At 75.6% G+C, this 26,977-nt stretch carries 16 protein-coding genes; 7 read left to right on the top strand and 9 right to left on the bottom strand.

What is annotated here, in order from left to right; translation table 11 throughout:
- Position 1 precedes the first annotated feature (1 nt).
- From ABWK59_RS32080 to sbnA, 5 genes are all read right to left on the bottom strand, one after another.
- Positions 2-7,363 (bottom strand): amino acid adenylation domain-containing protein, encoded by a 7,362-nt coding sequence (locus tag ABWK59_RS32080; protein ID WP_354644171.1) that lies wholly within the window; start codon positions 7,361-7,363, stop codon positions 2-4.
- Positions 7,360-13,806, bottom strand: coding sequence for an amino acid adenylation domain-containing protein (locus ABWK59_RS32075; protein ID WP_354644170.1), 6,447 nt, complete (start codon positions 13,804-13,806; stop codon positions 7,360-7,362). Before ABWK59_RS32075 ends, ABWK59_RS32080 begins: the two co-directional genes overlap by 4 nt.
- Entirely contained in the window at positions 13,803-14,093 is a 291-nt protein-coding gene (locus ABWK59_RS32070) for an MbtH family protein (protein WP_354644169.1), read from the bottom strand. The genes ABWK59_RS32075 and ABWK59_RS32070 overlap by 4 nt, the downstream gene beginning before the upstream one ends.
- Positions 14,094-14,279: 186 nt before the next feature.
- Positions 14,280-15,272 carry a 2,3-diaminopropionate biosynthesis protein SbnB gene (gene sbnB, locus ABWK59_RS32065; RefSeq protein WP_354644168.1) on the bottom strand — a complete coding sequence of 331 codons (993 nt, stop codon included), beginning with the start codon at positions 15,270-15,272 and terminating at the stop codon, positions 14,280-14,282.
- Positions 15,266-16,345, bottom strand: coding sequence for a 2,3-diaminopropionate biosynthesis protein SbnA (gene sbnA, locus ABWK59_RS32060; RefSeq protein ID WP_354645170.1), 1,080 nt, complete (start codon positions 16,343-16,345; stop codon positions 15,266-15,268). The genes sbnB and sbnA overlap by 7 nt, the downstream gene beginning before the upstream one ends.
- Before the next feature lie 376 nt (positions 16,346-16,721).
- Here sbnA and ABWK59_RS32055 point away from each other — a divergent pair, with 376 nt between their 5' ends.
- Together ABWK59_RS32055 and ABWK59_RS32050 are read left to right on the top strand one after the other, a co-directional pair.
- Positions 16,722-17,801, top strand: coding sequence for an LLM class F420-dependent oxidoreductase (locus ABWK59_RS32055; protein WP_354644167.1), 1,080 nt, complete (start codon positions 16,722-16,724; stop codon positions 17,799-17,801).
- A gap of 186 nt (positions 17,802-17,987) precedes the next feature.
- Complete coding sequence (locus tag ABWK59_RS32050) at positions 17,988-18,164, top strand: hypothetical protein (protein ID WP_354644166.1); 177 nt, start codon at positions 17,988-17,990, stop codon at positions 18,162-18,164.
- Positions 18,165-18,285: 121 nt separating this feature from the next.
- Here ABWK59_RS32050 and ABWK59_RS32045 read toward each other — a convergent pair whose 3' ends face one another.
- The gene (locus tag ABWK59_RS32045) at positions 18,286-18,720 is read right to left on the bottom strand and encodes an STAS domain-containing protein (protein WP_354644165.1); all 435 of its coding nucleotides are present in this window, start codon (positions 18,718-18,720) and stop codon (positions 18,286-18,288) included.
- Between ABWK59_RS32045 and ABWK59_RS32040 the strand changes: the two genes are divergently transcribed.
- Positions 18,647-19,240: a substrate-binding domain-containing protein gene (locus ABWK59_RS32040; RefSeq protein ID WP_354644164.1), complete on the top strand. Its 594-nt coding sequence runs from the start codon at positions 18,647-18,649 to the stop codon at positions 19,238-19,240. The genes ABWK59_RS32045 and ABWK59_RS32040 overlap by 74 nt on opposite strands.
- 88 nt (positions 19,241-19,328) lie before the next feature.
- On the opposite strand, the gene ABWK59_RS32035 is transcribed toward ABWK59_RS32040, so the two are convergent.
- Positions 19,329-21,530 (bottom strand): MMPL family transporter, encoded by a 2,202-nt coding sequence (locus ABWK59_RS32035; RefSeq protein WP_354644163.1) that lies wholly within the window; start codon positions 21,528-21,530, stop codon positions 19,329-19,331.
- Between the two features lie 304 nt (positions 21,531-21,834).
- Here ABWK59_RS32035 and ABWK59_RS32030 point away from each other — a divergent pair, with 304 nt between their 5' ends.
- Complete coding sequence (locus tag ABWK59_RS32030) at positions 21,835-23,130, top strand: sensor histidine kinase (protein ID WP_354644162.1); 1,296 nt, start codon at positions 21,835-21,837, stop codon at positions 23,128-23,130.
- Positions 23,127-23,822, top strand: a complete 696-nt coding sequence (locus ABWK59_RS32025; protein WP_354644161.1) for a response regulator transcription factor — start codon at positions 23,127-23,129, stop codon at positions 23,820-23,822. The genes ABWK59_RS32030 and ABWK59_RS32025 overlap by 4 nt, the downstream gene beginning before the upstream one ends.
- A gap of 70 nt (positions 23,823-23,892) precedes the next feature.
- On the opposite strand, the gene ABWK59_RS32020 is transcribed toward ABWK59_RS32025, so the two are convergent.
- Complete coding sequence (locus tag ABWK59_RS32020; RefSeq protein ID WP_354644160.1) at positions 23,893-24,585, bottom strand: CatB-related O-acetyltransferase; 693 nt, start codon at positions 24,583-24,585, stop codon at positions 23,893-23,895.
- A 100-nt stretch (positions 24,586-24,685) separates the two neighbouring features.
- Between ABWK59_RS32020 and ABWK59_RS32015 the strand changes: the two genes are divergently transcribed.
- Together ABWK59_RS32015 and ABWK59_RS32010 are read left to right on the top strand one after the other, a co-directional pair.
- Positions 24,686-25,312, top strand: coding sequence for a TetR/AcrR family transcriptional regulator (locus ABWK59_RS32015; RefSeq protein ID WP_354644159.1), 627 nt, complete (start codon positions 24,686-24,688; stop codon positions 25,310-25,312).
- A gap of 284 nt (positions 25,313-25,596) precedes the next feature.
- The gene (locus tag ABWK59_RS32010; RefSeq protein WP_354644158.1) at positions 25,597-26,235 is read left to right on the top strand and encodes a carbonic anhydrase; all 639 of its coding nucleotides are present in this window, start codon (positions 25,597-25,599) and stop codon (positions 26,233-26,235) included.
- Between the two features lie 111 nt (positions 26,236-26,346).
- Here ABWK59_RS32010 and ABWK59_RS32005 read toward each other — a convergent pair whose 3' ends face one another.
- The gene (locus ABWK59_RS32005) at positions 26,347-26,895 is read right to left on the bottom strand and encodes a GNAT family N-acetyltransferase (RefSeq protein ID WP_354644157.1); all 549 of its coding nucleotides are present in this window, start codon (positions 26,893-26,895) and stop codon (positions 26,347-26,349) included.
- Positions 26,896-26,977: the final 82 nt, after the last annotated feature.

The following is a 26,977-nucleotide window of genomic DNA, read 5'->3' as shown; positions in this document are numbered from 1 at the left end:
CTCAGTTCTCCTTCTCGCCGTGCCGGGTGTCGTCGCCGCCGTGCCGGATGTCGTCCGTGCCGGGGTGCGGGGTGTCGCCGTGGTGCCAGATGTCGTCGAGCGTCGCCGCCAGGCGGCCGAGGTAGGGGGGCTGCAGGACGCCGAGGTGGCTGCCGGGGACGCGGTGCACCCGAAGGCCGCCGCCGGCCAGCCGTTCCCAGCGGCCCAGGTACTCGGGGTAGCCGAGGCCGCCGATCGCCTGGTGGGCCGCTTCGGCGAGTTCGTCGCCGGCGACCAGGTCGAGGGCGAGGTCGGCGGGCCGGTAGCGGTGGCCGAGGGTGGCGGCGCGCAGGGCACGCCAGATCTCCACCCGCTCCAGGTAGCCGTCGTCCACGTTCTCCTCGGTGATCACCAGGCCGCCGTCGTCGACGATGTACTGGAGCAGCGGGACCGCGCGGCGGCGCAGTTCGGCGGCCGCCCCGCCGTCCGGGGTGCGGCGCAGCTCGGCGAGGACGGCGGTGGCCCGGTCGAAGAGCTCCAGGCCGTCGGGGACGGGGTCGCCGTCGAGGGTGTCGGCGATCGGGTCGAGCAGCACCAGGTGGGTGCGCTCGCCCTGCTCGCCGAGGCGGCGGGCCATCTCCCAGGCGATCGGGGCTCCGGCGCACCAGCCGAGCAGCCGGTACGGGCCGGTGGGCTGGTGGTGGCGCAGCTGGGCGAGGTAGCGGCCGGCCAGGGTGTCGACGTCGGCCGCGGCGAGGGCGGCGTCGGCGAGGCCGGGGTGTTCGAAGGCGGCGACGGGCCGGCCCTCGGCGAGGGCGTGGGCCAGGTCGCGGAACCAGTGGACGCTGCCGCCGCCGGGGTGCACGGCGAAGACCGGTTGCTGCGGGCCGTCCTGGCGGAGCATCACCAGGTCGTCCGGGCGGCCGTCCCGGTCGTCGGCGGTGCCGGCGGGCGTGTCCAGGGCGGCGGCGAGGGCGGCGACCGTGCGGTGGCGCTGCATGGCGCGCATGTCGATCTCGATGCCGGCCGCGGCGCGCAGCTTGGCGACGACGCGCATCGCCAGCAGGGAGTGGCCGCCGACCCGGAAGAAGTCGTCGTCCACGCCGATCGACGCGAGGCCCAGCACCTCGGCGAAGATCTCGGCGATCCGCCGCTCCAGCGGGGTGCGCGGGGCGGTGGCGGCGGTGGCGGCGGCGCGCGGGTCGGGGGCGGGCAGGGCCTTGCGGTCGACCTTGCCGGAGGCGGTGGTGGGCAGGTCGTCGAGTGTGACGAAGTGCGCGGGCACCATGTACTCCGGCAGGCGTTCGCGCAGGTGGGCGATGAGTTCGCCGTCCTCGGGCGTGCGGGTGTCGGGGACGAGGTAGGCGACCACCCGCGGCTCGCCGCCGTCGTGGCGGGCCACCACCACGGCGTGCTTGAGGTCGGGGTGCCGGTGCAGCACCGCCTCGATCTCGCCCAGTTCGATCCGGAAGCCGCGGATCTTGACCTGGAAGTCGAACCGGCCGAGGTAGTCGATCCGGCCGTCGGCGAGAAGCCGGGCCCGGTCGCCGGTGCGGTAGAGCCGGGCGCCGGGCTCGGTGGCGTACGGGTCGGGGACGAAGCGGTCGGCGGTCAGGTCGGGGCGGCCGAGGTAGCCGCGGCCGATGCCGATGCCGCCGATGCACAGCTCGCCGGGTGCGCCGACCGGGACGGGCCGCAGGTCGGAGTCGAGCACGATGGCGCGGGTCTCCGGCAGCGGCCGGCCGATGGTGGGGCGTTCGGTCCGGTCGGCGAGGATCTCCTCGCCGGAGGTCACCACGGTGTACTCGGTGGGGCCGTACAGGTTGAAGAAGCGGCTGTGCGGGGCCCAGCGGGAGGCGAGGGCCAGGGAGCACTCCTCGCCGATGACGCTGACCGTCCGCAGGGGGCAGGTCTCGGGTGAGAGGAGTGCCAGCGAGGAGGGCACGGTGATGAGGTGGTCAACCTGCTGGCGGCGGATCAGTTCGGCCAGCGGCTCGCCGGGCAGCAGTTCGGCGGCCGGGGCGAGGACCAGGGTGGCGCCGCTGCCGAGGGTGGTGAGGATCTCCAGGACGGAGACGTCGAAGATGGTGCTGCAGAACTGGAGCACCCGGTCGCCGGGCCGGACGCCGAGGAGTTCGGCGTGGGCGTGCACCAGGTTGTGCAGGCCGCGGTGCTCGATCACCACGCCCTTGGGGCGGCCGGTGGATCCGGAGGTGTAGATGACGTACGCGGTGTCGCCCTCGTGCGGGCGGACCGCGGGGGCGGGGGCGTGTCCCAGGTCGCCCGGCAGGACGGTGCGCTCCGGCGGGATGCCGAGCCGGGCGGCGGTCTCGGGGGTGGTGACGGCGGCGGCCACGTCGGCGTCGCCCAGGACGTAGGCCAGGCGGTCCTGCGGGTGGGCCGGGTCGAGCGGGACGAACGCGGCGCCGACCCGGGAGACGGCGAGCATCGCGGTGATGCCCTCGATGCCGCGCGGCAGGCAGACCGCGACCCGGTCGCCGCGGCCCACGCCGGCTTCGGCCAGCCGTCCGGCGAGTTCGGCGGCCCGCTCCCCCAGCGCGGCGTAGCTGAGGGTCTGCTCGCCGTACACCAGCGCGGTGGCCCCGGGGGTGGCGCGGATCCACTCCTCGACCAGCTCGCCGAGGGTGCGGACCGGAACCGGCCGGCCGGCCATGACGGGGCGGTCGGCCAGGGCGGCGGTGTGCTCGGCGGCGGGCAGCGGCAGCAGGCCGGGGTCGCCCTCGGTGTCGGCGGCCATGGCGGCCAGCACCTCGGCGTACATCGCGGCCAGCAGCGCACCGCGTTCGCGGGACACCCGGCGGGTGTCGAAGGTCAGCACCAGCCGGCCCCACTCGGTGCTGACGGCGAGCGGGAACTCGTTGGGGCTGTCGTCGATGCTGGCGTCGCTGTCCAGCAGGTCCTCGTCCAGGACGTGGAAGTTGAGGTAGTTGAACATCACCTCCAGCGGCGGGACGGAGGTCCGGGCGCCGCGCCGGACGGCCGCCAGCGGGTAGCGGCGGTACGGCAGCAGCGCCACCTCCTCGGCGAAGACCGCCGCGACCAGCTCGCGCCAGGTGGCGGCGGGCGGGGGCGAGAGCAGCGGCACGATGTTGAGGTGCATGCCGAGCAGCAGGTCGCCGTCGCGCTCCTCGGGGCGGCCGTTGGTGACCAGGCCGGACAGGAAGGCGCCCTCGTCGGTGAGCCGGGAGAGCACGGTCAGGTGCGCGGCCAGCAGCACGCTCTTCAGCGGGGCTCCGGCGGCGCGGCCCAGGGCCTGGAGGGCGGGGATGAGCTCGGCGAAGGGGACGCGGAGTTCGTGGCCGCCGTCGGTGGCCTCCGCGTCGCCCCAGGTCTCGGGCAGGGTGAACACCTCGCCGCGTTCCACCCGGCCGGCCCAGAAGGCGGCGTGCTCCGGGTCGGCGACGGCGGCGCGCTCCAGGGCGACGGCGTCGGCGAAGCGGACGGCGGGCGGTGCGGTGTCGGTCTGCGGGCGGCCCTCGCGGGCGTCCCGGTAGCGCCGCAGCAGCTCGGTGAGCAGGGAGTTGTGGCTCCAGCCGTCCAGGATGGCGTGGTTCTCGGTGAACAGCAGCCGCCAGCGGTGTTCCTCCTCCAGCACCGCGGTGAGCCGCCACAGCGGGCCGCTGTCGGCGAGGTCGAAGGGTTCGGCGCGCTCGGCGCGGATCGCCTCGTGCAGCGCCCGCTCCCGCTGCTCGGCGGTGAGGTGGCGCAGGTCGATCCTGCGGATCTCCACCTGGGCCATCCGGTGGACCAGTTGGAGCGGCTCGGAGTGGGCGAGGGCGAAGGAGGTGCGGAGCAGTTCGTGCCGGGCGGTGACGGTGTCGACGGCGGTGCGCAGCGCCTCGGGGTCGAAGGGGGCGTCGTCGCGGACCAGGTAGCCGGTGACGTTGTGGTAGAGCAGCCGCTCGGTGTCGGCGAGCAGTTCGTAGACCATGCCGCCCTGTACCTCGGAGAGCGGGTAGGCGTCGGCGAGGCCGTCCGGGAGGGCGGCCCGGTCCTCGGGGGTCAGCAGGGCGAAGGGTTCGGTACGGGCGGTGCCGGCCGGTTCGGCGGCGCGCAGCGGTGCGGCCAGTTCGGCGACGGTCTGGCGGCGGAACAGGTCCTGTACGGTCACCCGGTAGCCGCGCTCGCGCAGCCGGCCGACCACGCGGACCGCGCGGATGGAGTCGCCGCCGAGGTCGAAGAAGTTGTCGATCACGCCGACGTGGCCGAGTTCCAGGACCTCGCCCCAGACCTCGGCGAGTTCGCTCTCGACGGGGGTGCGCGGCAGGACGTACTCCCGTCCGGCGAGCAGCCGGTCGGCGGCGGGGTCGGGCAGGGCGCGCCGGTCCACCTTGCCGTTGACGGTCAGCGGCAGGGCGTCGAGGCGGACGAAGGCGGCCGGGACCATGTACGAGGGCAGGCGGCGGCCGAGGGCGGTGCGCAGCCGGCCGAGGTCGAGGTCGCCTCCGCCGGCCGGGACCAGGTAGCCGACCAGTTGCCGGTCCCCGCCGGGGGTCTCGCGGACGGCGACCACGGCGGCGTCGACCCGCGGGTCGGCGGCGAGCGCGGTCTCGATCTCGCCGAGTTCGATCCGGAAGCCGCGGATCTTGACCTGGCCGTCGATCCGGCCGAGGAACTCGACCTCGCCGTCGGGGCGGAGGCGGGCGCGGTCGCCGGCGCGGTAGAGGCGGGCGCCCGGTTCGGTGGTGAAGGGGTCGGGGACGAAGCGCTCGGCGGTGAGTCCGGGGCGGTTGAGGTAGCCGCGGGCGACGCCGGGGCCGCCGACGAAGATCTCGCCGGGCACGCCGACCGGGACGGGGTTCATCGCCGAGTCGAGCAGGTGGAAGCGCAGGTCGGGGATGGGGCCGCCGATCGGGCTGCGGGCGCCGGCGGCGAGGTCGGCGGCGGTCATCGGCCGGTGGGTGACGTGCACGGTGGCCTCGGTGATCCCGTACATGTTGACCAGCTGCGGCAGCCGGTCGCCGAACCGGTCGAACCAGGGGGCCAGGGTGCCGGGGTCGAGGGCCTCGCCGCCGAAGACCACGGTGCGCAGGGCGAGCCGTCCGGCGGCCGCGGGGTCGGCGCCGACGGCGGAGACCAGGCCGGTGAAGGCGGAGGGGGTCTGGTTGAGCACGGTGACCCGCTCGTGGGCGAGCAGCTCCAGCAGGTCCTGCGGGGAGCGGGAGACCTCGAAGGGGACGACGACCAGGCGGCCGCCGTGGACCAGGGCGCCCCAGATCTCCCAGACCGAGAAGTCGAAGGCGTAGGAGTGGAAGAAGGTCCACACGTCCTCGGGTCCGAAGCGGAAGCCCGGCCGGGTGGTGGTGAACAGCCGGGCGACGTTGCGGTGGGTGACCGTGACGCCCTTGGGGCGGCCGGTCGAGCCGGAGGTGTAGATGACGTACGCGAGGTCCTCGGCGGTCACCCCGGTGGCCGGCGGTTCGGTGGGTCGGGTGGCGAGTTCGGCTGCGGTGGCGGGGTCGTCCAGGGTGAGGACGGCGAGGTCGGCGGGGGCGCCCTCGATGGTTCCGGCGCCGGACTCGGTGAGCAGGATCCGCACCCCGGCGTCCTCGGTCATGAAGGCCAGCCGGTCCTGCGGGGCGTCCGGGTCGAGCGGCAGGTAGGCGGCGCCCGCCTTGAGGACGCCGAGCAGGGCGGTGACCAGGGCGCCGCCGCGCCGCAGGTGGACGCCGACCAGGGTGCCGGGGCCGGCGCCGCGGGCGCGCAGGGCGTGGGCGAGCCGGTTGGCCGCGGTCTCCAGGTCGCGGTAGCCGGTGTGCTCCTCGCCGCAGGTCAGGGCCTCGGCGTCGGGGCGGAGGGCGGCCTGGCGGCTGATCAGTTCGTGGATCGGGGCCGGCTGCGGGTCCCCGGCCGCCGGTGGGGCGGGGCGGGTGTCGCGCTCGTCGGGGGTGCGCAGGTCCAGGCCGCTGATCGGCTCGTCGGGCGCGTCGCAGGCGGCGCGCAGCAGCCGGACCAGCCGGCCGGCCGTGCGCTCGGCGGTGGCACGGTCGAACAGGGCGGTGGCGTAGCCGAGTTGGCCGTCGAAGGAGCCGTCGGGGCGCTGCTGGAGGGCGAACGCCAGGTCGAACTTGGCCGGGGCCCAGCCGACCGGCTCCGGGGCGAAGGTGAGGGCGCCCTCGGCCGGGGTGGGCGCGGTGGCGGCCTCGACGGTGAGGCTGACCTGGAACAGCGGGTTGCGGGACAGGTCGCGGTCCGGCCGGAGCTCCTTCACCAGCAGGTCGAAGGGGGTGTCGGCGTGGGCGTAGGCGGCGAGCGCCTCCTCGCGGGCCTGTTCCAGCAGTCGGCCGAAGCCGGGGTCCTCGGAGGTGTCGGCGCGCAGGACCAGGGTGTTGGCGAACAGGCCGATCAGCGGCTCGGAGGCGGGGACGGTGCGCCCGGCCACCGGGGTGCCGACGGCCACGTCCGGCTGGCCGCTCATGCGGGACAGCAGCGCCTGCACGCCGGCCAGGACGGTCATGAAGGGGGTGGCGCCGTGCCGGCGGCCCAGCTCGACGAGCCGCCGGCCGAGGTCGGCGGGCAGGTCGAGGTCGACGGCGGCGCCGGTGGAGTCCCACTCGGCGGGGTGCGGGCGGTCGGTGGGCAGCTGGAGCGGGGCGAGGCCGGCCAGTCTCCGGGCCCAGTACGCCAGTTGGGCCCGGCCGTCGGGGGTGTCCAGCCGCCCGGTCTGCCAGGCGGCCACGTCGGCGTACTGGGCGGTGAGCGGCGGCAGCGGCGACGGCTGGCCGGTGCTGAACGCGCCGTACAGCGTGGTCAGTTCGGTGACGAGGACCTCGGCGGACCAGCCGTCGAAGGCGATGTGGTGGACGGTCAGCAGCAGCAGGTGCTCCTGGGCGCCGAGGGCCACCAGCAGGGCGCGGACGGGGTGGTCGGCGGACAGGTCGAAGCCGCGCCGGCCCTCCTCGGCCACCAGGTCGGCGAGCCGCTGGGCGCGCTCGGCCTCGGGGTGGCCGGTGAGGTCGGCCCGGGCGGGGACGAGCGGGCGCGGCGGGTCGATCGCCTGGACGCCGCTGCCGTCGCCGGGCAGGTAGCGGGTGCGCAGCACCTCGTGCCGGGCGGTGATCTCGGTCAGGGCCCGCTCCAGGGCGCCGTGGTCGAGTGCTCCGTGCAGCCGCAGCGCGACCGGCACCAGGTAGGCGGCGCCGCCGGTGCCGAGCTGCTCGGTGAGCCAGATGCGCTGCTGGGCCGGGGAGAGCGGCAGCCCCGCCTCGCGCGGCAGCAGCGGTATCCGCTCGGTCGCGGGCGCGGCGCCCGGTGCGGCTCCGGATCCCCCGGACAGGCGCCGGGCGAGCAGCGCCCGGCGCAGTGCCTCCCGGTCGCGGCGCGGGGGCGCGATGCCCTGGTCACTCAGGATCTGATCGGTCACAGCAGCCCCTCCTCCTGCGCGAGGAGCGCTTCCAGCTCCTCGTCCGACAGTGCTTCGACCGCCGCTTCGACGGCCTCGCGGACCAGCCGGGCCTGGGCCCCGGCGGTGGTGTGCTCAAAGAACTGACGCAGCGTCAGCGTGATGCCGAAGGCGTCCTCGACCAGCAGCCGCAGCCGGGTGGCGAGCAGCGAGTGGCCGCCGAGGTCGAGGAAGAACTCGTCCTCGACGCCGACCCGTTCCACTCCCAGGACCTGCTGCCACAGCGCGCACAGACGTTCCTCCACCGCGTCGCGCGGGGCCGTGTACGGCCGTTCGGCCTGCAGCCGGTCCAGGTCGGGGGCGGGCAGGGCCTTGCGGTCGAGCTTGCCGTTGCGGGTGACGGGCAGGGCGTCCAGCGGGACGAACACCGCCGGGACCAGGTGCGCGGGCAGCGCGGCGCGCAGGTCCTCGCGGACCCGGTCCGCCGAGCCGCCGGTGCGCAGCACCAGGTAGGCGGCCAGGGCCCGGTCGCCGGCCCGCAGTTCGCAGGGCTCGACGGCGGCGCCGGCCACGTCCGGGTGGGCGGCGAGCACGGCCTCGATCTCGCCGGGCTCGATCCGGTAGCCGCGGATCTTGACCTGGCGGTCGGCGCGGCCGACGAACTCGATCACCCCGTCGGCGCGGGCCCGGACCAGGTCGCCGGTCCGGTAGAGCCGGGCGCCGGGCTCGGTGGCGAAGGGGTCGGGGACGAAGCGGTCGGCGGTCAGGTCGGGGCGGCCGAGGTAGCCGCGGGCGACCCGGCTGCCGCCGATCAGCAGCTCGCCGACCACCCCGGGCGGCACCGGCTGCAGCCGGGCGTCCAGCACCCGGGCCACGGTGCCGCACAGGGGACGGCCGATGGGCAGCGCGGCGGCGTCCTGCCGGGCGTCGGCGTCCGGTCCCGCCGTGTGCATGGTGCAGGCGACGGTCGCCTCGGTGGGCCCGTAGGTGCAGGCGAACGCCCCGGGCAGGCCGGTGCGCTCCCAGCGGCGGGCGTCGAGCGCGGTCACCACGTCGCCGCCGACGCTCATCAGCGCCAGGCGTTCCAGCCGGCGGTCGCCGGGCTCCAGCCGCTCGACCAGCTCCCGGTAGTAGACCGGGGTGACGTCGAGGACGGTCACGCCGAGCCGGTCGATCTGCCCCAGCAGCTCGTCGGGTGAGACGGCCCGTGGGTCGAGCACCACCACCGCGCCGCCCGCGGTGAGCGGGGCCGCGATCTGGTCCATGGAGGCGTCGAAGCTCACCGCGGCCATCAGCGCGAACCGGGCGCCGGGACCGAGCCGGTACGCCTGCGCCATCACGTGGCAGTGCTCCACGTAGCTGCGGTGCTCGACCATGACGCCCTTGGGCCGTCCGGTCGATCCGGAGGTGTAGATCAGGTAGGCCAGGTCGCGCGGGGAGACCGGGTCGGGCCCGGGCAGGGTGCCGACGGGGGCCCCGGGCTCGTCCAGGTGCAGGACGGGCACCGGGCCGGCCGGCAGCACGGGCCGGGTGGCCGCCACGGTGACCACCGCACCGGCCCGGCTCTCGGCGAGCAGGCCGGCCAGCCGTTCGGCCGGGTCGGCGGGGTCCACCGGCAGGTAGCAGCCGCCCGCCTTGAGGATGCCGAGCCAGGCCACCACCAGGCGGTGGTCGCGGGGCATGGCGCTGGCGACCACGGTGCCCGGGCCGATCCCGGCGGCGCGCAGCCGGGCGGCCAGCTGCTCGGCCTCGGCGTCGAGTCGGGCGTAGCTGAGCTCACCGTCGGGCGAGATCACGGCCGGGGCGTCCGGCGTGGCCCGGGTCTGCGCGGCGACGACCTCGTGCATGGGCCGGCGGTCGGCCCGGCCGCGTCCGAAGTCGCCCTGCCGGACGGCCTCCTCCTCGGTGAGCAGGGGGTGCGCGGCGATGGGGCGGTCCGGCTCGGCGGCCAGCGCGTCGAGCAGGCGGACCAGGTGGTCGGCCATCCGGGCCACGGTGGCGGCGTCGAACAGGGCGGTGGCGTACTCGAACTCGCCCTGCCAGTCGCCGCCCGGGCGGGCGCGCAGCACCAGCGAGAGGTCGGTGAGCGCGGGCGCGGCGGCCACCGGGAACGGCCGGACCTCCAGGGTGCCGAGGGCGAGGGCGCCTTCCGCGTCCTCGAAGGTCTGGAACATGGTCTGGAAGACCGGTGTCCGGGACGCGTCCCGCTCCGGGCGCAGCTCGGCCACCACCAGGTCGAACGGGCAGTCCTGGTCGGCGAAGGCGCCCAGGGCGCGGCTACGGACGCGCTCAAGCAGCTCGGCGAAGGTGGGTTCGCCGGACAGGTCGGCGCGCAGGGCCAGGGTGTTGACGAAACTGCCGAGCATCGTGTGGGCCTGCTCGGCGTCGCGACCGGCGACGGGGGTGCCGACGGCGAAGTCCTCCTGGCCGCCGTAGCGGTGCAGGAAGGCCAGGTAGCCGGCGAGCAGGGACATGAAGGGGGTGGCGCCCCGGCTGCGGCCGTACGCGGCCAGGGCCCGGACGGTGACGGCGGGGACCGGGAAGACGTGGTCCGCGCCCTGCCCGTCGCGGACCGCCGGGCGGGGCCGGTCGGTGGGCAGCTCCAGGGCCGGCACCCCGGCCAGGGCCCGTGCCCAGCGGCCGGCCTGCTCCGCGCCGAGGCCGCCGCCGATCCGCTCACGGTGCCACTGCGCCCAGTCGGCGTACTGCAGTGCGGGGGCGGTGGTGTCCACGGCCCGGCCGGCGGCCAGGGCGGTGTAGGCGGCGTCCAGTTCGGCGCCGATCAGCGCCAGTGACCGGCCGTCGCAGGCGATGTGGTGCAGGGTCAGCAGCAGGACGTGGTCGTCCTCGGCCAGTCGGGCCAGGGTGGCCCGGAGCGGGTGCTCGGCGGCCAGGTCGAATCCGCGCCGGGCGTGGTCGGCGAGCTCCGCCCGGGCGGCCGCCTCCCGTTCCCCGGCCGGGAGGCCGGTGAGGTCCAGCAGCTCCACGGCCGGGTCGCCGGCCGGGTCGGGGAGCTGCCGCGGGCCGTCCGGGGTGGCCAGGTAGCGGGTGCGCAGGATCTCGTGGCGGGCCGTCAGGGACCGCAGCGCGCCGGTGAGGGCGTCCGGGTCGAGCGGACCGGTCAGCCGCCAGGCGAGCGGGACGAGGTAGTCGGCGGAGCGCGGGTGCAGCTGGTCGTGCAGCCACAGCCGTTCCTGGGCGGCGGACAGCGGCAGCGGCCCGACCCGCCCGGCCGGGCGCAGCGGCTCCACCGGGACGGCGGGCGCCGCCTCGCCGAGCCGGGTGCAGAGCGCGGCCACGGTCGGCGACTCGAAGATCCAGCCGAGCGGCAGTTCCACCCCGAGGGCCTCGCGGATCCGGGTCGCGGCCCGGGCGGCGAGCAGCGAGTGGCCGCCCAGCGCGAAGAAGTCGTCGTGGACCCCGATGGCGGGCAGTCCCAGCAGCTCGGCCCAGAGCGCTGCGACGGTCGCCTCGGCGGGGGTGGCGGGGGCGGACTCGGCAGGCCCCTGCTGGGCCAGGGCGAGGGCGAGCGGGTCGGGCAGGGCGTTGCGGTCGAGCTTGCCGGTGCTGGTCCGCGGCAGGGTGTCGACCAGGCCGATCAGCGAGGGCACGTACTGCTTGGGCAGCCGCTGGGCGAGCCGGTCGCGCAGCTGCGCGGGGTCGGTGGCGCCGGGCTCGGTGGGGACGACGTAGCCGACCAGGCGGGCGCCGCTCTCCGGGTCGGGCCAGGCGACCACGGCCGCGGCGGCCACGCCGGGGCAGGCGGTGAGCGCGGCCTCGACCTCGCCGGGTTCCACCCGGACGCCGCGGATCTTGACCTGGTGGTCGAGGCGGCCGAGGAACTCCAGGGTGCCGTCGGCGCGCCGGCGGACCAGGTCGCCGGTCCGGTAGAGGCGTGCGCCCGGGGCGCCGAAGGGGTCGGGGACGAAGCGGTCGGCGGTCAGGTCGGGGCGGCCCAGGTAGCCGCGGGCCAGGCCGGCGCCGCCCAGGTGGAGCTCGCCCGGGGTGCCGTCGGGCGCGGGCCGGCCGTCGCCGTCGAGGACGTGTGCCTCGGCGTTGTCCAGCGGCCGTCCGATGGGCACCACCGGCGCGGTGTCCTCGGCGCGGCGGTAGCGGTGGGCGGTGGCGTCGATCGAGCACTCGGTCGGCCCGTAGGTGTTGTACACCTCGGCGCCGGTGCGCTCGGCGACCTGGCGGGCGAGGTCGGCGGGCAGCGGCTCGCCGGCGGAGAGCACCAGGCGCAGCGCGTCGCAGGCGGCCAGGTCCGGCTGTTCGGCGATCTCGCGCAGTACCGAGGGGACGAACTGGAGGATCGTCACCCGGTGGGCGGCGGCGGTGCGCAGCAGTCCGGCCGGGTCGGCCTGGGCCGCGGCGGGGGCCAGCACCACGGTGCCGCCGCAGACCAGCGGGGCGACCAGTTCCCACACCGAGGCGTCGAAGGTGGCGGTGGTCTTCTGCAGCACCCGGTCGGCGGGGCCGATGCCGTGCCGGCGGACCGTCCACAGCACCCGGTTGCGGATGCCGGCGTGGGTGACCAGGACGCCCTTGGGCGTGCCGGTGGAGCCCGAGGTGTAGATCAGGTACGCGACGTCGTCGCCGGAGAGCGCGGTGGCCGGTGCGGTGGCGGGCAGGCCGCCGAGGTCGGCCTCGTCGAGGAGGACCTCGGTCCGGGCCGGGTCGGCGGGCAGTGCGGCGCGCAGGTCGGAGCGGGTCAGCACGATCCGGGCGGCGGAGTCCGCGAGCAGGGTCGCGGTCCGGGCGGCCGGCTGGGCGGGGTCGACCGGGAGGTAGGCGCCGCCGGCCCGCCAGACGGCGAGCAGGGCGGCGACCAGGTCGGGGCCGTGGGCGCCGTCCCGGTCCAGGAGGACCGCGACCGGCTCGCCCGGGGTGACGCCGAGGGCGGTCAGGTGGTGGGCCAGCCGGTTGGCGCGGGCCTCCAGCTCGGCCCGGGTCAGGGCGCGGCCGTCCGTGCCGATGACGGCGGTGCCGTCCGGGTCCGCGGCGGCGGAGGCGGACACCAGGGCCGGCAGCAGCTCCGGGCCGAGGTCGACCCGCGGGCCGCGCCCGGCGGCCAGGGCGGTGGCGCGCTCCTCGGCGGTGAGCAGCTCGAACCGGTCGAGGGTCAGCTCCCGGTCCTCGCCGGCGAGCCGGTCGAGCGCGTCGAGGTAGCGGTGGGCGAGGCGCTCGATCGTGGCCCGGTCGTACAGGGCGGTGGCGTACTCGAAGACGGCCTCGAAGCCGCCGTCCTGCTGCCGCTGGACCTTGACGGTGAGGTCGAACTTGACCGAGGTGAGCGGGCGGCGGACGGTCGACATGGCGAGGTCGCCCAGCCGGGTCTCGGCGGAGGACAGGCCCTCGTACAGGAACTGCACCTGGGCCAGCGGGTTCCGCCCGAGGTCGCGCTCCGGGCGCAGCCGCTCCACCAGCAGGTCGAACGGGAGGTCCTGGTTGGCGATCGCCTCGAAGGCGGAGTTGCGCACCGCGCCGACCAGCTCGCGGAAGGTCCGCCCGGGGCGCACCCGGGTCCGGATCACCGCGGTGTTCACGAAGAAGCCGACCAGTTCCTCCAGTTCGGGGTCGCGGCGGCCGGCGACGGCGGTCGCCACGGCGACGTCCTCCTGCCCGGTGCAGCGGCCGAGGACCACCGAGAGGGCGGCCAGCAGCACCGCGTACGGGGTGGCCCGGCAGGCGCGGGCGGTGGCCAGCAGGCGGGTGCCGGTCCGCTCGGGCAGGGCGACGCGGACGGCGGCGCCGCGGGCGTCCCGGCGGGCCGGGCGCGGCCGGTCGGCGGGCAGCTCGGTGGGCGTCAGCTCGGCCAGGGTCTCGCGCCAGTAGGCGAGTTGCCCGTCCAGCTCGCCGGAGTCGACCCGGCGGCGCTGGGCGGCGGCGTAGGCGGCGTAGGTGGTCGGCGGCGCGGGCGGCACGGCCGGCCGGCCCTCCCGGTGGGCGCCGTAGACGGCGTCGAGGGCGCCGAAGAACCGCTCCTCGGACCAGCGGTCGAAGGAGATGTGGTGGATCGTCAGGACGAGGATCTGCTCGTCCGCGCGGAGCCGGATCAGCGCCGCGCGCACCGGCAGGTCGGTGGCGAGGTCGAAGGGCCGGGCGAAGATCGCGTCGATCTCCCGCTCGGCGCGCGCCTCGCGCTCGGCCTCGGGCAGCTCCCGCAGGTCGAGGACCTCCAGCGCGAGCTCCGCCCGGTCGTCCACCACCTGGACGGGCTGCCCGTCGTCGAGGACGGGGTAGCGGGTGCGCAGGGCGCCGTGCGCGGCGAACAGGTCCGCCAGCGCCCGGCGCAGCGCCGGCAGGTCGAGCACGCCGGCCAGCCGCAGGGCGTACGGCAGGACGTAGTCCACGGTGCCCGGGGTCAGCTGGTCGAGGAACCAGACCCGTTGCTGGGCGTAGGAGAGCGGGGTGCCGGTGCCGGGGTCCGGCCGCCCGCCGCTGTCGAGCGGGGCTGTGGTCACCGCGCCGCTCCGGCTTCCACGGCGGCGGACCCGGCGACGGTGGCCTCGGTCGCCTCGCCGGCGGCCTCGGCGGCGGCCCGCTCCTGGTCGCGCAGGCGCAGGCTCAGCGGGCGCATGTCGGTCCAGATCTCGCCGATGTGGGCCAGGCACTCCTGGCGGCCGCCGGCGAAGCCCTCGGCGCGCCAGCCGGCCGGCAGGTCGCGGTCGGCCCGCCAGACGGAGTACTGCTCCTCGTGGTTGACCACGACCAGATGCCGGATGTCGAGGGTGGTCTCGTCGCTGCTCATGGGTGTCTCCTCGGATGTCGTCGAGAGGTTTCGGGGTGTGCGGGCCGGCCACCGCCCGAGGGGCGCGGGCGCGCCCGTCGGGTGGTGGCGGTCGACCGTGTGGTGACGGACGGTCGGCCCGGCGGGGTGGGTGGGCGGACGGCCTGCGGGGGCGCGGGCGGTCGGCCCGGCGGGGTGGCGGCCGGGTCAGCCCTGGAAGTCGCTGACGGCGGTGCCCAGCCCGGCCCTGGCGGCCTCGGCGCGGACCGCCTCGGCGAGCGCGAGGTCGAGGATCCCGAGGCCGAACGGCGAGTAGACGGTCACCCGGTCCGGGTCCACCGAGCGGCCGGGCTCGCGCAGCAGCTCGCCGATCTCGGCGTGGACGAAGGCCCGGTCCCCGGTCCGCTGCTCGGCGAGGTGGATCGAGGTGGCCTCGCGGCTGACGTGGTCGGTGTCGTCGACCACGTTGCGGGCGGCCAGTACCGACTCCGCGGTGAGGTCCCGCAGCGACAGGTGCAGCACCACCCCGCCGGGGCGGACCGCGTCCGTGGTCAGGTGCGGCCGGGCCGCGGTGGTGGCCAGCGAGACCACCGGCTGGGCGGCCATCGCGGCGTCCTGGTCGGCGGCCCGGTCCACGGTCAGCGCGGGCCAGGACGCGGCGATCCGCTCGGCGAACGCCTCGGCCCGCGCCGGGTCCAGGTCGAACAGGGTCACCGCGCGCAGCTCCGGGAGCGCGGCCACCAGGAAGCGCAGCACCTCGAAGTTGATCGCGCCGCAGCCGAACAGGGTGACCCCGGACGCCGTCCCGTCGGCGGTCAGCTTGCGCGCGGCCAGCGCCGCACTGGCCGCGGTACGGCGGGCGGAGACCACCGTGCCGTCCAGCAGTGCCTCGGCGCGGCCGGTGGCCAGCGAGTTGAGCACGATGACCGCCGAGGCGCGCTCCAGGCCCGAGGCGATGTTCCCCGGGAAGGACGAGACCCACTTGAAGCCCGCGACCGGCTGCCGGCCGCCGAGGTAGGCGGGCAGGCCGATGATCCGGTCGCGCTCGTGCTCCGGCTCCGGGAACCGGAGGAAGATCGAGTGCGGCAGCGCGGTGCCGCCGTCGGCGTGGACCAGGTACGCGTCCCGGACCAGGTCGAGGACCAGGTCCTCACGGCCGTCGAGGACGCTCTCCACGTCCTTCCTGCCGAGGATCAGCATGGTGCGGGCTCCTTGTGGTCGAAGTCGGACTGCAGGTGCTCCAGCGGGTCGCAGAGCGCGGTCAGCGGCCCGGGCAGGTCGGCCAGGGACGGCGCGGGGAACCCGTCGAGGGTGGATCCGTCCAGGTCCGCGGCGTCCAGGCCGAGGTGGTCGCGCACCCAGGAGTCGCAGTAGACGGTGTCCAGGTAGCGGTCGCCGCGGTCCGCCAGCACCATCACGCAGTTCGCCCCGGCCGGGATCCTGAACCGGTGTTCGAGCAGCGCCGCCACCACGGCCCCGGCCGAGCCCCCGGCGAGGACGGCCTCGCTGGCGACCAGCCGCCGGCACCCGCGGACGCAGTCGGCGTCGGCGATCAGGGCCACCTCGTCGGCGAGGTCGGGGATCAGCAGCGCCGGCGGCATCGCGGCGCCGTGGCCGGGGATCCGCCGGCTGCCGGACGGCGCCGTGAAGATGCCGCTGCCCTGCGCGTCCACCGCGACGATCCGGGTGCCGAGACCGGCCCGCCGGACGTAGTCGGCGCAGCCGCGCAGCGTCCCGCACGAACTGGTCGCGACGAACAGGTAGTCGACCTGCCCGGACAGCGCCTCGGCGATCTCCGCCATGGTGCGCTCGTGCGCCCGGGCGTTGAGCAGGTTGCCGTACTGGTTGGGCCAGTAGGCGTGCGGGATCCGCGACACCAGCCGGCGCACCCGGCGCAGCCGCTCGGGCAGGTACTCGCCGGACTTCGGGTCGGGCTCGGTGACCATGTCGACCTCGGCGCCGTACGCGCGGAGGATCGCCACGTTCTGCTCGGTGGTGCGCGGGTCGACCACGCAGATCAGCCGCACACCGAAGTAGCAGCACACCTGGGCGAGGCCGATCGCGAGGTTCCCCGAACTCGACTCGACGACCACCGACTTGCCGGGCACGATCGTCCCGTCGGCGATCAGCCCGCCCAGCATCGAGAAGGCGGCACGGTCCTTCATGCTGCCGCCGGGATTCATTCCCTCCAATTTCGCGTAGAGGCGGAAAGGTGCGTCGGGCACCAGTCTTCGCAGCTCGACGAGCGGAGTCGAGCCGATGGCCGACAACACCCCGAGTGGCAGGTTCTCCACCACTGTCTAGTCCCTCACAATCCGATCAGGAAGCGAAAGGCCGTAGTGGCCGGCGGCACCACGGTCACGGCTGGCGCCCGCACACCCACCGGCTCGAACCATCATGGAACAGAGTCCTCCCGGCCCGTTCTCGCTTTCTTCCCGTCGACCTTTCGGATCGCCATCGAGCCGCTATCGGATCACTATCGGAATCCGCTCGACATCCTGCGGTGAATCCATTTCCCGGAATTCCTGAACCACTGTCGCGAATCCATTGCGCCGGCCCCTCGGGCGCACTTATCGTCGAAGGCCGAAAAGGGGCTGGGCCGCCGCCGGAAGGCCGCCCCGCACCCCCCGTCCCGGAGAGGAAGCCCGGATGAGACTCGGACTGGCCGTCGGCTACTGGACCAGGCAGCCGCCGCAGGACCTGATCCCCCTGGTCCAGGAGGCGGAGCGGATCGGGTTCCACTCGGTGTGGACCTCGGAGGCCTGGGGCTCCGACGCCTTCACCCCGCTCACCTGGATCGCCGCCCACACCTCCACCATCGAACTGGGCACCGCGATCGCGCAGATGGCGGCCCGGGCACCCGCGGCGACCGCGATGCACGCCCTGACCCTCGATCACCTCTCCGGCGGCCGCTTCACGCTGGGCCTCGGCCTCTCCGGACCGCAGGTGGTGGAGGGCTGGTACGGCCGCCCGTTCCCGCGCAGCCCGCTGACCGCCAGCCGGGAGTACGTCGCGGTGATCCGCGCCATGCTCGGCAGCGCCCGCCCGCTGACTCTGGAGGGCTCCTACTACGGGCTGCCGTACCCCGGCCCCGACGGCACCGGCCTCGGCAAGCCGCTGCGCCCGGCGGTCAAGCCGCTCCGCCGCGACCTGCCGATCTTCCTGGGCGCCGAGGGCCCGAAGAACATCGCCCAGACCGCGGCCACCGCCGACGGCTGGCTCCCGCTGTACTGGTCGCCGGAGCGCAGCGAGGTCTACGCCGACTCGCTGCGCGGCGCGCCGGAGGGCTTCCGGATCGCGCCGATGGTCTACGCCCGGCTCTGCGAGGACCCGGGGCCGGCACTCTTCCAGGTGAAGGCGATGATCAGCTTCTACATCGGCGGCATGGGCGCGAAGGGCGCCAACTTCCACGCCAACCTGATGGCCAGGATGGGCTTCGCCGCGGAGGTGGCCAGGATCCAGGAGCTCTTCCTGGCGGGCCGCCCGGACGAGTCGATCGACAGCGTCCCGGACGAGTTCGCCCACGAGATCTCGCTCATCGGCACCCGCGACCGCCTCGCGAGCCGCCTCGCGGCCTTCCGCGACAGCGGCGTCACCGACCTGCTGGTCACCAGCAAGGACCTCCCCACCCTCCGCACCCTGGCCGAACTCAACCGGCAGGCCGGTTCGGCGCCGCCCCGCGCCGGCCGCCCCGTGGCCGCCGCGCCGTCACCGACCGTGCACCACTGACCGGCCCCCCGCCACCCCCACCAGGCCTGCTGGGGTGGCGGGCGTCGCAATCGGTCACCGATCCACGCCCACACCGCCCGGATGACCAGCCGATATCACGGAAAGTCGTCAGCTGGGGTCCGTGATGGGGCTTGTCCACGGCTCGAACGGGCGTAGCGCGTGAACAGCATGTAGCGGAGCCCCGTGATGAGATCCCTCCCGCGCGACCGGTCGAGCACCGCCTCCGCCGTCGACCCGAAGGCCTCCGACAAGGAGCTCGTTGACGTCACCTACACCAACGTCAGCCTCAGCGACACCACCAACAGCGTGACCGCACCGATCGCCGGCACCTTCACCAAGGTCTTCTTCACCTTCGACAAGTGAGCCTTGCCTTCCCGCCGTCACGGTGGCACCACCGCCACCGTGACGGTTCGCTGTGGGCCGGCGGGCTGGCTGCGGCACCGCACACGGCCTCCGCTGTCGACCTCGGCGGCCGGGGTGGCGGTCAGGCGGGCGACTGCTCCACCGGGTCGGGGCCCGCGTCGAGGTGGTCGGCCACCAGGTGCAGGCTGTCGGTGAGGACCATCAGCCGGTCCAGGTCCGCGGTGGAGGCCGCCAGTCCGATCGCGTAGCCCTCCTTGCGGGCGTGCTCGCAGGCCCGCCCGAGCGCGGCCACGCCCGCCGTGTCGCAGGCCTCGACGCCGCGAAGGTCGAGCGCCAGGCCGCCGCCCGGACCGTCCCCGGCGGCCGCGACCAGCGCCTCCGGCAGCTCGGGGGCACAGCGCGCGTCCAGGGTGCCGGTCACGAGCAGGAGCGTCACGGAGCGGCCCGCCGCGAGCCGGAGCGACAGGACCCCCTCGGCCAGGGTGCGGACCGCGGGCGGTACGGCTGCCGCGGCAGCGCCGGGCAGCCCGGAATCGCCGCCGGTGGACACCGCCATCGCCACCACCTCCCGCCGGCCCGATCGGGACGCCTTCCATCCAGCCTGCGCCGGGCGGGGCGGGAACGCCGAGGCGACGGAGCACCGACCGCAGGCACCGTCCGGTCCCGGCCCGGGTCGACGGCCCAGAGGAAAACGTTGTCACCACCCGGCCACCGCGGCCGCCCAGGTCCAGGCGGTGCTGGCCGCCCACCCCGACCTGCGCGGCGTCTTCGCCGGCGACACGATCACCGCCCGGGGCATCAACACCGGCCTGAAGCTCGCCGGCAAGCAGCGCGTCGTCAAGGTCGTGGGGTTCGACGCCGGGCCGGAGCAGGTCGCCGCGCTCGGGGCGGACACCCTCCAGGTCCTGGTCGCCCAGGACCCGGCCGGGATCGGCACCCAGGCCGTCTACCAGCTGGCCGCCGCCTTCGAGGGGCGACCGGTCACCAAGGAGGTCACCACCACCATGGCCGCCCTCACCCAGGAGGACATCGACAACCCCAGGCTCGCCAAGTACTTCTACCGCACCAGCTGCTGACCCCCGCCGGCCCCGCCCGCTCGCCCCCGGTCCGGCGGCGAACGGGCCGGTCCGCTTCCGGGCGTCGCCGGGCCGGCGGGCGTGGTGGTCAGGGCACGGGCAGGCGGGTCTGCTCCGGGGCCGGGTGGGCGGCCGGTGCCGTGGGACGCGGGTGGCGGGCGGTGCGCAGCGGCCACCAGAGGGCGCGGCCGAGCAGGGCGGCCAGGGCGGGCACCAGGACCAGGGACAGCACGAGGGCGGAGAGCAGGATGCCGAGCGTCATCGCGAAGGCGACCTGTTCGGTGCCGGGGGTGGTGGCGAGGGTGGCGAAGGAGCCGGCCAGCACGAGGCCCGCGGTGGCGACGGCGGGCGCGCTGTGGCGGACGGCGCGGGCGACGGCGGCGCGGGCCGGGCCGGGGTGCCGCATCTCCTCGCGGATCCGGTCGGTGACGAGGATGTTGTAGTCGGTGCCGAGGGCGACGACGAACAGGAACAGCACCAGCGGGAGGGTGAAGCTCACCCCGGGCCCGTCCAGGAGGTGCTGGAACAGCAGGGTGGCGGCGCCGAGGGTGGCGGCGAAGCCGAGGCCGACCGACAGCATCAGGACCACGGGCGCGAGCAGGCTGCGCAGGAGGAGCAGCAGGATCAGGCCGATCAGGGCGGCCGCGACCGGGAAGACGACCGTGAGGTCGTGGTCGACGGCGGTGGAGATGTCGGCGAAGATCGCCGCCGTGCCGCCGACGTGGGCGCTGGTCCCGGCCGGGGTGTGGGCGGCGACGGCGGCGCGGACCGGGCCGGAGGCCAGGTCGCGGGCCTGCCGGCTCTGCGGGTCGGCGGTCAGGTAGAGGTCGATCCGGGCGGCTCGGCGGTTCTCGTTCAGGACGGTGGGACCGACCCGGCCGACGCCCTCGACCGCGCCGAGGGCCCGGGCGAGGCCGTCGAGCCGTGCGGTGCCGAGTTCGGTGCCGTCGTTCGCGGTGACGTAGACGGTCGTCGGGTCGGCGACACCGGCCGGCAGGGCGCGGGAGATCTCCGCGGCTGTGGCCGCGGCGGGGGTCGTGGGGTCGCCGCCCTGGCCGTAGTCCATCCGGATGCCGGTCGTTCCGGCGGCCAGCGCGGCGAGGACGGCCGCGGAGGCGAGCAGCAGCGGCAGCGGCCGCCGGGCGACGAGGTGGCCGAGGCGGTCGGCGGAGCCGGCGCGGGCCGGGCGGCGCAGGCTGCGCGAGGGCCAGAACATCCGGCGGCCGCAGACGGCGAGCAGGGCCGGCATCAGGGTGAGGCTGCCCAGCAGCATGACCAGGACCGCGACGGCGATGGCCGGGCCGAGCGAGCGGAACTGGCCGAAGCTCGCCACGCCGAGGGTGGCGAAGGCCGCCACGATGGTCAGCGCGGCCGAGGTGATCGCGGTGCCGACCCGGCCGGACACCTCGGCGGCCGCCTCGCGGGCGGCCTGGTCGGGCCGGGCCCGCAGGTGCTCGCGGAACCGGAAGAGCAGGAACAGCAGGTAGTCGATGCCGATGCCGAGCAGGACGACGGAGATCAGTCCCGGGGTGCCGGCGTCGAGCTTGAGGCCGGTGAGTGCGGCGGCGCCGGCCACCACGCCGCCGGCCGCGCCGCCGATCACGGTGACCGCGAGCAGCGGCAGCACGGCCGCCAGGACGCTGCGGAACACCAGGACGTTCAGCAGGACGATCAGGCCGGTGACGAGGAGGCCGCCGACGGTCGTGGCGGTGCGGTGGGCGTCGGTGGTGTCGGCGGCGTCGGCCAGTCCCCCGGTGAAACCGGTGCGCATCCCGGCGTCGGCGAACCGGGCCCGGGCGGAGTCGCGGAAGGTCCGGAAGACGTCCTGGACGCCCTCCTCCGCGGCGCTGCCGGTGAGTTCGACGGCGAGCAGTTCGAAGCCGCGGTCGGGTGCGACCATCGCCGGGGCGATCCTGGGCGTCTGGGAGCGGTCGGGGAGGAGGAAGGACGGCTGGTCCTCCTTGCGGGGCATGACGACCCGGCGCTGGGCGAGCTCCGCGGCCTCGGCCTCGATCCGCTGCTGGTCGGCGGCCGAGAGCGGCCCGCCGTCGGCCCGGGCGACCAGGACCGTCACGGTGGTGGCGTCGGGCCGCACCCCGAACTCCTCCTCGGCGATCCGCAGCGCGGCGGCCGAGTCGTAGCCGGCGGGCAGAAAGTCCCCGGCTCGGGCCTGGGTGACGCGGGCGAGCAGTACCGGGCCCAGGACGCCCAGTCCGATGCCCAGGACCGCCCAGAGGGCCACGACCTTCCAGGCGTGTCTGGTGGAGAATCCGGTCAGTGCGCGGATCACGTGTTCCTCCGGCTGATGGACGCGAACGTCCGGCTGGTGACCGGGGGTTCCCGGCCGGTCTCCAGACCATCACCCGGGGTGGGCCCGGGGCGTCACGGCAGCGGATGATCCGCTGCCGGGCCCCAGCTCCCCGGCCCGGCCGGGGACCGGGACCGTGGTCCTGGTCCGCCGTCCCGCCGTCGGCCGTGGGTCGCACGTGGGGCCGGTTGGCCGCTGCCAGAATGGCGTATCAGGGCTGATCAGCCGGGTCGGCCCGAGCCGGGGCCGGGCGCGGCGCGGCCACCGGACAGGAGGAGGAACGAACATGGGCGGGCGTCAGCTCACCGACGCCGGGGTGGGCGGGCGGGTCGGCCGGGAGCCCGGGCCCGGGTCCGGCTCCCGGGCAGGCGTGGCACCGGACGTCGACACCGCGCCGTGGAGCCACACCGACGCGCTGGTGGCCGTCGGCGCCGGCATGCTCGACCTGCTCACCTACCTGCTGTTCACCGCGGCCGAGCGGAACGAGGAGCCGGGTCTGGCGGGCTTCCTCGTGATCGTGCTGTCCGCGCTGCCGCTGCTCGCCCGGCGGCGGTACCCGGTGGCGGCGCTCGCCGCCGTCGTGGCGCTGGTGTCCGCGGCCGACCTGTCCTCGCCGCCGACCACCCACTTCGGCGCGGTCCCGGTGGTGGCCGTGTTCACGGTCGCCCGGTCCTGCACCGGCCCGGTGACGGCGGCCGCCTCCGCGGCGACGGCCGTGGTGACCCTGCTGGCCCAGAGCCACCTCCGGGCGCCGGACTGGCAGGCGGCGGTCACCACCCCGCTCTCGGTCCTGCTGGTGGCCGGCGCCGGTCTCGCGGTCGCCCGCTGGCAGCGGGAGGTGGCGGCCAACCGCAGGCTGCTGGCCGACCGCGCGGTGGCCGACGAACGCCGCCGTATCGCCAGGGAGTTGCACGACATCGTGGCCCACCACATCACCACCATGCAGCTGATGGCCGGCGGTGCCCGCGCCAACCTCGGCAACCCGGAGGTGGTCACGGACGCCCTGGTCACCCTGGAGTCCTCCGGGCGGATGGCGCTGCGCGAGATGCGTCAACTCCTGGACGTCCTGCGGGCCGGCGACGAGCCGGACACCGCGCCGCCCTCGCCCCAGCCCGGGGCGGAGGACCTCGACCGGCTGGTCGCCGAGGCCTGCCGGGCCGGCCTTCCGACCGACCTCAGCGTCCAGGGCCCGCCGCGCCCGCTGCCGCCGACCGTCGGCCTGACGGTGTTCCGGATCGCCCAGGAGGGCCTCACCAACGCCCGCAAGCACGCGGGACCGGCCCGGGCACTCGTCCGGCTGACGTACGCCGCGGACCGGGTCACCGTCGAGGTGCGGGACGACGGGGGCGGCGCACCCGCCCGGGACGCGACCGCCCCACCGACCGACGGTCGGACGGGGGGCCGGACAGGCGGCCGGGCGGGGTACGGGCTGATCGGCATGCGCGAGCGGGTCGCCCTGCACGGCGGCACCCTCCGGGCCGGTCCGCGGGCGGGCGGCGGCTTCGAGGTACTGGCCGACCTGCCGCTGACCCCGGACGAGGTGGCCGAGGCGGCCGTCCAGCGCGGGGAGGCGCACCGGTGACCGCGCCCACGCCGGGGATCCGGATCCTCATCGCGGACGACCAGCCGCTGGTCCGCCGCGGCCTGTCGCTGATCCTCTCGCCCGACCCGTTCTTCGAGATCGCGGGCGAGGCCGGCGACGGGGAACAGGCCGTCGCCCTCGCCCAGCGGCTGCGCCCCGACGTCGTGGTGATGGACATCCGGATGCCGGTCCTGGACGGCGTCGCGGCGACACGGGAGCTGGCCCGGACGCTGCCCGACTGCCGGGTGCTCGCCCTGAGCACCTTCGACATGGACGAGTACGTGGTGGCCGCGCTCCGCGCCGGGGCGTACGGCTTCCTGCCCAAGGACGTCTCCCCGGAGGACCTCGGCGCCGCGATCCGCACCGTCCACGCCGGCGAGGCGGTGGTCGCCCCGCGCCTGCTCACCCGGCTGATCTCCACCCACGTCCGGGGGCCCGCCGGCGCGCCGCCGTCCGCCGTGGACACCGGCGACCTCACGCCCCGGGAGGTCGAGGTGTGGCGCCTGATGGCCACCGGCCTCGACAACGCCGGGATCGCGCTCGCCCTGGGGATCAGCAACTCCACCGTGAAGAACTACATCACCAGCATCTTCGGCAAGCTCGACGTCCGTGACCGCGCCCAGGCGGTCATCGCGGCCTACGAGTCCGGCCTGGTCACCGCCCGCACGGGAGACGGCGGCCGGACCGGCTGAGCCGGTGGGTGAACGCGGTCCCGGGACCGCAGGGCCTGCACGTCGTCGAGGGGCCGCCCAGGCAGGCGGGTCACACGGTCTCCTTGAGCAGTCCGTGGGCCTCGGCGACGGCCTCGATCTCGGCGGGGCGGCCGGCCATGATCGCGCGCAGGTGCTCGGTGACCAGCTCGACCGGCCAGTCCCACCAGGCGGCGCCCAGCAGCCGCCGGACGTCGTCCTCGTCGAAGCGCCGGCGGATGGTCCGGGCCGGGTTCCCGCCGACCACGGTGTACGGCGGGACGTCGGCGGTGACCTGGGCGCCGGCGGCGACGATCGCGCCGTCCCCGATACGGACGCCGGGCATGATCACCGCCCGGTGGCCGATCCAGACGTCGTTGCCGATCACGGTGTCGCCGCGGTGCGGGATGGCCTGGGCGAGGTCGAGGGTCCGCTCGGTCCAGCTGCCGCCGAACATGGTGAACGGGAAGGTGGAGACCCCCGAGGCCAGGTGGTCGGCGCCGGCCATCAGGAAGCGGGTGCCGTTGGCGATCGCGCAGTACCGGCCGATCACCAGCCGCTCGGGGCCGTAGTGGTAGAGCACGTTGTCGCGCTCGAAGCCGGTGGGGTCGTCGGGGTCGTCGTAGTAGGTGTACTCGCCGACCTGGATCCTCGGGTCGGTGACCAGCGGCTTGAGCAGGACCACCCGGGGGTGGGCGGGCAGCGGGTGGAGGGCGGCCGCGTCGGGCACGGTCGTGGGGGTCAGGGTGGGCGTGGTCGTGGGCACGGAGACTCCTTCACGTTCACAGATAAAGCGACTCGGGTCGCATTAAGATGATGGCAGCGGGGATCGCCCCTCGCAAGCCTTAATGCGACTGGAGTCGACTTTGCCGGAGAACCCGCCTGCCGCCCGACCCGGCGGACGCAGCGCCCGCGTCCGCGCCGACATGGTCGCGGCGACCCTCGCCGAACTCACCGAACAGGGCTACGACCGGCTCACGGTGGACGCCATCTGCACCCGGGCGGGCGTCCACAAGGCCACCGCGTACCGGCGGTGGGGCGGGGTGGACGGCCTGATCGCCGACGCCCTGGCCAGCTCGGCGGACCAGCCCTGGCCCGTCCCCGACACCGGAGACGTGGACGAGGACCTGCGACAGCTCGCCCACCAGGTCTACGCCGTGTTCACCGACGCCGAACTGGGGGCCACGCCCATCGCCCTGATCAACGCGGCACTCCGCTCGGACGCCGGCGCGGCGGCGCTGCACGCGTTCTTCGCCGCCCGGCACGGGCAGGCCGCGGTGGTGGCCGCCCGGGGTGTCGAGCGCGGGCAGCTGCCGCCCGGAACGGATCCGGTGGAGGTGGTCCGGGCGGCCACGGCGCCGCTGTACCACCGGCTCTTCCTCACCGGCGAGCCCCTGGACGCCCGCACCGCCGACCACGCGGCCGCCGCCGCCCTGCTGGCCGCCCGCGCGGGCCTGTTCGAGGCCCGGCCGGGTACACCCGTGACGGGCTGACCACAGAGGACCCGGCTGCCCCGGAGGAGGATTCCGCCCCCGGGGCACGGCACCGTCGATCCCGCCCGAGCGTGGCGCCGTCTCCGGGAGGTGCTCCCGGAGGCCGGGCGGGACCGACCGGCGGTTCCTCGCCGTCCGGGGCGGGTCCGACCGGCGGTTCCTCGGCGTCCGGGCGGTTCCGACGGCGTCCGGGCGGGTCCGCCGTCGCCGTCGCGCGCGGTCACGCGAACCGGACGGCGTCCCCCGGCGCTCCGTGCGGGCACGCCGCACCATAGGCTGCCGCCATGACCAGCGATCGCATGACTGTCCACACCGCCCTGGAAACCCTGCTGGCCGGCAACCGGCGCTTCACCGCAGGAACCCCCGAGCACCCCAACCAGGACGCCGCCCGGCGGACCGCCACCGCGCCGGCCCAGAGCCCGTTCGCGGTGCTGTTCGGCTGCTCCGACTCCCGCCTCGCCGCGGAGATCATCTTCGACCGCGGCCTCGGCGACCTGTTCGTGGTGCGCACCGCCGGCCATGTCATGGGCCCCGAGGTGCTCGGCAGCATCGAGTACGGCGTCAGCGTGCTCGGCAGCCCGCTGGTCGTGGTCCTCGGGCACGACTCCTGCGGCGCCGTCGCCGCCACCCGCGCGGCCGTTCAGGACGGCACCACCGCCACCGGCTACGTCCGCGACGTGATCGAGCGGGTCACCCCCAGCGTCCTCGCCGCCCGGGCGGCCGGCCACACCGAGGACTCCGACTTCATCGACACCCACATACACCACACCGTCGACCTGCTGCTGGAGCGCTCGCGCACCCTCGCCGACGCCGTCGAGGCCGGAACCGCCGCCGTGATCGGCCTCTCCTACCGCCTCGCCGACGGCACCGCCCACCCCGTCATCACCCGCGGCATCGAGCTGCCCGCCGGCACCGCGTCCTGACCTCCGGACCTCGGTTGCGCCGGTGATCGGCGGAGCCTTTCGCGAGGGCAGGGCCGTCCGACCGACGCGCCGTGGTGGCCCACCCCCGGGCGGGCCACCACGGCAGAAGCCCTACGGCTTGCCGTTCGCGTTCGGCTTCCAGTCCTGGACGAGGAGCCCGAGCAGGACCTCGTCCAGGAACTCGCCCAGCACCCACGCCGAGGACCGCAGCACGCCCTCGCGGACGAAGCCGTTGCGCTCGGCGGAACGCAGCATCGCGGTGTTGTCCGCCAGCGTCTCGATCTGCAGCCGCTGCAGGCCGCGTACGACGAACCCGTAGTGGCACAGCACCGCGACCACGTCGGTGCCGTAGCCCCGGCCGCGGGCGGACGGCAGCAGCCCCAGCCCGATGTGCGCGGACCGGTTGTGGTTGTCGATGCCCCACAGCGCCGCGGTGCCGACCAGCGCGCCGCTCTCCAGGTCCACCACGGAGAACGGGACGCGCGCCTCCACCGGGTCGTCCACCACGAGCCGCGGATCCCTGGAGCCGGGCGTGATCGGCCGCCACGGGCTGCCTTCGGCCCGCGAGGCGTTGACCACGTCGTCGTAGAGCTCGGTCCGCAGGATCGGGATGTCGTCCTCGTGGCGGGCCCGGAGCCCGACCGTACTACCTCTCAGCATGTGAGCTTCCTATCCGGCCGGACCGGTCCACGGCAACGCAATATGCGGCGCCTCCGACGACGGGGCGGGGCGGCGCGGTACG

It is taken from the genome of Kitasatospora sp. HUAS MG31, from assembly GCF_040571325.1.
GTDB lineage: Bacteria > Actinomycetota > Actinomycetes > Streptomycetales > Streptomycetaceae > Kitasatospora > Kitasatospora camelliae.
The sequence above is the reverse complement of the archived record's forward strand: the minus strand, read 5'-3'. Positions and strand labels throughout refer to the sequence as shown.

Coding starts and splice junctions, on each gene's coding strand:
- ABWK59_RS32070 (WP_354644169.1), bottom strand. CDS start 14,093: ATGAGCAGCGACGAGACCACCCTCGACATCCGGCATCTGGTCGTGGTC.
- sbnB (WP_354644168.1), bottom strand. CDS start 15,272: ATGCTGATCCTCGGCAGGAAGGACGTGGAGAGCGTCCTCGACGGCCGT.
- ABWK59_RS32055 (WP_354644167.1), top strand. CDS start 16,722: ATGAGACTCGGACTGGCCGTCGGCTACTGGACCAGGCAGCCGCCGCAG.
- ABWK59_RS32050 (WP_354644166.1), top strand. CDS start 17,988: ATGAGATCCCTCCCGCGCGACCGGTCGAGCACCGCCTCCGCCGTCGAC.
- ABWK59_RS32045 (WP_354644165.1), bottom strand. CDS start 18,720: ATGGCGGTGTCCACCGGCGGCGATTCCGGGCTGCCCGGCGCTGCCGCG.
- ABWK59_RS32030 (WP_354644162.1), top strand. CDS start 21,835: ATGGGCGGGCGTCAGCTCACCGACGCCGGGGTGGGCGGGCGGGTCGGC.
- ABWK59_RS32010 (WP_354644158.1), top strand. CDS start 25,597: ATGACCAGCGATCGCATGACTGTCCACACCGCCCTGGAAACCCTGCTG.
- ABWK59_RS32005 (WP_354644157.1), bottom strand. CDS start 26,895: ATGCTGAGAGGTAGTACGGTCGGGCTCCGGGCCCGCCACGAGGACGAC.